The organism is Nocardia sp. NPDC060220 (assembly GCF_042727815.1).
Lineage (GTDB): Bacteria > Actinomycetota > Actinomycetes > Mycobacteriales > Mycobacteriaceae > Nocardia.
The window spans coordinates 1-5,146 of the sequence record NZ_JBHWZY010000502.1; the positions used below are offsets into that span (position 1 = coordinate 1).

The 5,146-nt window shown below is 68.5% G+C and carries 4 protein-coding genes; 3 read left to right on the forward strand and 1 reads right to left on the reverse strand.

Features of this window, described 5'->3' with window-relative positions:
* Nucleotides 1-32 precede the first annotated feature (32 nt).
* Nucleotides 33-602, reverse strand: coding sequence for a hypothetical protein (locus tag ACFWF3_RS23525; protein WP_379315293.1), 570 nt, complete (start codon nt 600-602; stop codon nt 33-35).
* 204 nt (nt 603-806) lie between these two features.
* Between ACFWF3_RS23525 and dusB the strand changes: the two genes are divergently transcribed.
* The 3 genes from dusB (at nt 807) to phoU (ending at nt 5,052) form a co-directional block, all read left to right on the forward strand.
* The gene (dusB, locus tag ACFWF3_RS23530) at nt 807-1,961 is read left to right on the forward strand and encodes a tRNA dihydrouridine synthase DusB (protein WP_379315294.1); all 1,155 of its coding nucleotides are present in this window, start codon (nt 807-809) and stop codon (nt 1,959-1,961) included.
* A 246-nt stretch (nt 1,962-2,207) separates the two neighbouring features.
* Nucleotides 2,208-4,295: an LCP family protein gene (locus ACFWF3_RS23535; RefSeq protein ID WP_379315295.1), complete on the forward strand. Its 2,088-nt coding sequence runs from the start codon at nt 2,208-2,210 to the stop codon at nt 4,293-4,295.
* Nucleotides 4,296-4,386: 91 nt separating this feature from the next.
* Nucleotides 4,387-5,052, forward strand: a complete 666-nt coding sequence (gene phoU, locus ACFWF3_RS23540) for a phosphate signaling complex protein PhoU (RefSeq protein WP_378658005.1) — start codon at nt 4,387-4,389, stop codon at nt 5,050-5,052.
* The last annotated feature ends 94 nt before the right edge of the window (nt 5,053-5,146 follow it).

The window sequence follows — 5,146 nt, forward strand, 5'->3', positions numbered from 1 at the left end:
GATCGAAGGTGGGCGGCGCTTTTGTGTGGGGACTACTTCATCGGGAGGGCGCCGTCGGCGCTGCCGACGTCGGTGATCTTCCAGTCCTTGCCCGCGTCGACGGTGATGTTGTAGGTGACCGTGTTGCGCAGGCCGTCGGGGTTCTGCGCGTTGGTGGTGCTCACGTCCACGAACGCCGCGACCTTGTAGACCTCGCCCTCGTGCGAGAGCACCTTGGCGGTGATCGGCGTGGCGGTGGAGGTCCACTTCAGCGGGATGATGATCTGCTCGAGCTTCGCGCCGGTGGCGTCGAACTTCTTCGACAGCTCGGGTGAGGTTCCGGCCTTCAGCTTGGCGACCCAGGCGTTGACGTCCTGGTAGTTCAGGGTCGCCGAGCCGACGGAGTAGTCGAGGGCGATCTGTTCGGCCTTCGCGTCGTCGGCGGCCTGGTCCTTCATGTCGGAGATCTCGGAACGGGCCGAGCCGAGCAGCACGCCGAGCACCAGCGCGAGAATCGCGAGGACGGCGATCACGGCACCGCCCACCAGCGACGAGACGCGCACGGCGACCGTGCCCTTGTCGGGCGTGGCAGGGGTTTTCGTCAGGTCGGTGGCGTCTTCCATGGGGGTCTTCTCCGATTACGTGGGGACAGCGCACCGCCGGAGGCGACGATGCCAGCAGAGTAAGGCTACTGACGTCGCGGACCTGTTCCGGACACGGCGTAGCAGGTAAACGGTGTCATCTCGGTCGCAGTGGCGGCGATGACCCGCGGATAAGCATCAGGACGCGAGATCGATCACATCGGGGCGGATGAGACAATCGTGTGCGTGACTACCACGCTGCCCCAGGCGCCCACCGCGCTGCGGATCGGGCCCTACCCGGTCGATCCGCCGGTTGTGCTCGCGCCGATGGCGGGCATCACCAACCGTGCCTTCCGCAGGCTGTGCCGGGAGTTCGGTAGCGCGACCTCGATCTACGTGTGCGAGATGATCACCGCCCGCGCAGTGGTCGAGCGCAACGAGAAGACGCTGCACATGATGTCTTTCGACGCCGACGAACATCCGCGCTCGATGCAGCTCTACGGGGTGGATCCCAAGACGCTCGGCGAGGCCGTGCGGATCATCGTCGGCGAGGGCTGGGCCGACCACATCGACCTCAATCTGGGCTGCCCCGTCCGCAAGGTGACCAAGCTCGGCGGCGGGTCGGCGCTGCCGTACAAGCGCAGGCTCTTCGCCAATATCGTCCGTGAGATGGTGGCCGCGGCCGAACCGGCCGGTGTTCCGGTGACCTTCAAGTTCCGCATCGGCATCGACGACGACCACCACACCTATCTCGACACCGGCCGCATCGCCGAGGCCGAGGGCGCCGCCGCCGTGGCGCTGCACGCGCGCACCGCGGCCCAGCTCTACTCGGGCGCGGCCGACTGGTCGGCCATCGCCCGGCTCAAGGAAGCCGTCACCTCCATCCCGGTCCTCGGCAACGGCGACATCTTCACCGCCGACGACGCCCTGCGGATGATGAACGAGACCGGCTGCGACGGCGTGGTAGTCGGCCGCGGCTGCCTCGGCCGGCCGTGGCTGTTCGCCGAACTCAGCGCGGCCCTGCGCGGCGAACCGATCCCGGAGGGGCCGACGCTCGGCCGCGTCGGAGAGATCCTGGTGCGCCACGCCACCCTGCTCACCGAACACGACGGTGAGGACAAAGCCATGCGCGATATCCGCAAGCACATGGCCTGGTACCTGATGGGTTTCCCGGTCGGCTCGCAGCTGCGGCGCAGCTTCGCCACCGTGTCGAAGCTGTCGCAGATCGAGGACCTGGTCGGGCAGCTCGACCCGGCCGTGCCGTTCCCCACCGACGCGCTCGGACCGCGCGGACGGCAGGGTTCGCCGCAGACCAAGGTGGTGCTTCCAGAGGGTTGGCTCGACGATCCGGAGGACGACACCGTCCCGGCCGCGGCCGATGTGATGCACAGCGGCGGCTGACCAGCCACCGATAACGGGTCGACATCAATTCGTAAGCCGCTGCGGTTTCCTCCGATCACACCGTCTCGAGCAGGGCTTTTCGTCGGCGATTCGAGCTTCGTCATCACATCGTCAGCGATTCCCGTGTGCACTGGAGTGGCCACTCGTGGCGGAATCGTTATCATTGCGGGATCGTTCGACTCTGGTTCGAATCGGAGCCGGGCGGTGACGCGCAGGCTGCGCCAGATAGAGAAGTGAGGTTCGTTGGTGGGTGACGATCGGCGCGGGCGTACGCCCCGGCCCGGAAATCGCGCCCCCTGGGAGCGATACCCGACGGCCGAACCCACCGAGCAACCGGAAAACGGCTCGCGACGTTCGCGTCACGCCGACGCGACGCAGGACGCCGGTTCCGCACCGCTGACGGTGGCCGACCTGGTGAACCGGGTCGACAGCGAACGCACCAGGCGCGGCAGACGCGTTCCGCCCGCGGAGAGCGCCGAGCCCGCCTCGCGCGCGGGCCGCCGCGCCCGCGAACAGGCACCGCGCCCCACCCCACGTCCCGACATCGCCCCCCGCACCGACGGCTCCCCCGTCGTCGACGACATCGCGGGCACCCCACCCCATCGCGCCGAGTCCCCCGCCGACCGCACCGCGACCACCGCGCTGCCCGCCCAGTCGAAGGAGCCGGTCCGCACCGCCGTCCCGGCACGGCGGGTGGGCGGTCCGGTCGATCCGCCCACCGACATCCTGCCCACGGTGAACCCCGCCGCCGAGCCCGAGCGCGCCCGGCCGGTCAAAACCGCGTCCGCGGCACCGCCACGTCGTCCGGACGGCCGTGCGGGCACAGGAGAGCGCCGGAACAAGCAGGCACGGATGGCAGGGCGCGTCACGCTCACCTTCGTCGCGGTGCTCACGCTGGTGATCACCGGCGGCGGCTGGAGCTACCTCCAAGCCACCAACAGCAGCTTCACCCAGGTCGACGCACTCGGCGGCGGCGCCACCGGCGACGTGCTCGACGGTGATATGCAGCTCGGCGACGAGAACTACCTCATCGTCGGCACCGACACCAGAGCGGGCGTCAACGCCGACATGGGCGCGGGCTCCGCCGCCGACACCGAGGGCGCCCGCGCCGACACGGCGATGCTGGTGCACATCCCGAAGAACCGCTCGCGCGTGGTGGTCGTGTCGTTCCCCCGCGACCTGGACGTCTCCCGTCCGGTGTGCTCGGAATGGGACAACGACACGGCCACCTATACCGACCAGAAACTCCCGTCGGCCATGAGCGACAAGCTCAACGCCGTCTACGCCCGCGGCGGGCCCAAGTGCCTGGTCGACGTGATTCGCAAGATGTCAGGCCTGACCATCGGCCACTTCATCGGCATCGACTTCGCCGGTTTCGAGGCCATGGTCGACCAGATCGGTGGCGTCGAAGTGTGCTCGACCAAGCCGATCATCGACGGCGTCCTCGGTCCGGTGCTCGAGACCTCGGGCAAGCAGCGGGTCAACGGCGAGACCGCGCTCAACTATGTGCGCGCCAGGCACGTGGTCGGTGAGGAACGCAGCGACTACGACCGGATCAACCGCCAGCAACGCTTCCTCGCGTCGCTGTTACGTGGGGCGTTATCGAGCAAGGTGCTCTTCGATCCGGGCAAGCTCAACGGGTTCATCCAGGCCTTCACCGCCCACACCTTCGTCGACAAGGTGACACCGCAGGACCTCCTGCTGCTCGGCCGTTCCCTGCAGAAGATGGACGCGGGCGCGGTGACGTTCCTGACCATCCCCACGGCGGGCACCACCTCCTACGGCAACGAGATTCCGCGCGAATCCGACATCAAGGCCATCTTCCGCGCCGTCATCGACGACCAGCCGCTGCCGGGTGAGACCAAGGCACCTGAGGTGCAGAGTTCGGCGCCGTCACCGGCCCCGGCCGCGCCCAAGCAGTACGCGGTGGCCCCGAGCACGATGTCGCTGCTGGTGTCCAACGGTTCGGGCACGGTGGGCGCGGCCAAGACGGTCGCCTCCAAGCTCAGCTACCAGGGCTTCGGGATCTACAACACCGGCAACTACTCCGGCGGTACCGCGTCGACCTCGACGATCCGCTACGCCGCGGGGCTGGAAGCCGAGGCCGCCACCGTGGCGAGCGCGATCCCCGGCGCGGTCCTGGAGCAGGCCAACGAGCTGGGCAGCATCATCGAAGTAGTGGTCGGCACCGATTTCGCGGGCACGGTCCGCACGGCGACACCGGTCGGCACGGAACTGCCGACGGTGCCGATGGGGCAGCCGCACAGCGCGGCCCCGGTCGCGCTGCCCTCCGACCTCGAGCACATGAACGCCGCCGACGACACGTGCAAGTAGGGCACAGCCGCTGACCTGCCACGACACTGCCATGTGGCATTAACCCGGCGTTGGGTGACAGGGATCCGGGTACCCACTAGGGTCTGCAATCATGCGTGTCATCTACAACGAGCAAATGGCCGACCTCGCCAACCTCCTCGGCGAGATGGCCGGTCTCGCTGGCCAGGCCATGGAACAGGCCACCCAATCACTGCTGCAGGCCGACCTGGGTCTGGCCGAGCAGGTCATCGGTGAGCAGGATCGGATCTCGGTGATGATCACCGAGGCCGAGGAGAAGGCCTTCGCGCTGCTCGCACTGCAGGCCCCCGTCGCGGGCGACCTGCGCCAGGTCGTCAGCGCGATCCAGATCGTGGGCGACGTCAACCGGATGGGCGCGCTCGCGCTGCACGTCGCCAAGGTGACCCGTCGCCGCCACCCCGCCCACGCCCTGCCCGAGTCGGTCAACGGCTACTTCGCCGAGATGGGCCGCATCGCGGTCAACATGGGCGCGGGCGCCAAAGAGGTACTCGAGTCCCGCGACCCCGAGCGCGCCGCCCAGCTCAACCAGGACGACGAAGCGATGGATGATCTCCACCGCCACCTGTTCACCCTCCTGATGGACCGCGATTGGAAGTACGGCGTAGCCGCCGCGGTGGACGTCACCCTGCTGGGCCGCTACTACGAGCGCTTCGCCGACCACGCCGTGGAGATCGGCCGTCGCGTGATCTTCCTGGTGACGGGCGTCCTCCCTGGCGACGAGGACCTGGAAACCAGCTGAGATCCGAGGCAGCCCCCGCTCACCGCGGGGGTTTTTTCGTGTCGGCCACACAACGAGAAAGCCGCCGTCACCGAGCGGGTGCGGCGCCTGGAGG